Source organism: Rhizobium sp. No.120 (genome assembly GCF_054558365.1).
Window position 1 is genome coordinate 1 of record NZ_BAAJNQ010000056.1, and the last position, 760, is coordinate 760.

1 protein-coding gene is annotated in these 760 nt (G+C 57.5%); it reads right to left on the bottom strand.

What is annotated here, in order from left to right; genetic code table 11:
- Nucleotides 1-11: 11 nt before the first annotated feature.
- Complete coding sequence (locus ACYJRZ_RS31915; RefSeq protein ID WP_459465535.1) at nt 12-725, bottom strand: IS6 family transposase; 714 nt, start codon at nt 723-725, stop codon at nt 12-14.
- Nucleotides 726-760: the final 35 nt, after the last annotated feature.

Genomic DNA, 760 nt, shown 5'->3' on the forward strand with positions numbered 1-760 from the left:
GAGGCTGAATTTCACCGGTCGATCGGCGAAGCGATTTCTCGCCAGGTCAAGATGGCTTGAGCGCGAAGGTGGCGATGGTCGGCGGCGGTCAGGTATTTCCGGTGAAGAAGAAAAAGATTGGCGATCTGGCCGTGAGTTGAGACGAAACGCTGGCACTGTCGTGCGGACTTGAACCGCATCATACGTCGCTCTCGCCGCCGTAGCGGCAGATGAGAATTCTCAGCTCGGTTGTTCAATCCCTTGTGTGAGCGATGCTCGACGCCTGGCATCAACTCGGCCTTTGCAGCCGAATAGGAACGCAGCTTGTCGGTCACCATCACGCGCGGGGCGGTACCCTGGCCCTTGAGCAGCTTTCGCATCAGACGCAGGGCAGCTGCCTTGTTCCTTCGGCTTTGCAGCAGGACGTCGAGGACGTAACCATTCGCATCGACGGCGCGCCACAGCCAGTATTTCTTACCCTTGATCGCCACAGCCATCTCGTCGAGTTGCCACTTGTCGGCAAAGTGGCCTCGTGAGCGCCGCCGAAGCTGATGCGCAAATTCCAAGCCGAATTTCGCCGCCCATTCCGAGACAGTCTGAAATGAGACGTTGATGCCACGTTCGGCCAGCAAATCTTCGACATCGCGTAAGCTGAGCGGGAACCCATAATAGAGCCATACCGCATGGGCGATGATCTCCGCGGGAAAGCGATGGCGTTTATATCGGATGGGCGAAGCTTCGGTCATGTCGCTACATTATCGTCCCGATCAGCATAGATCGG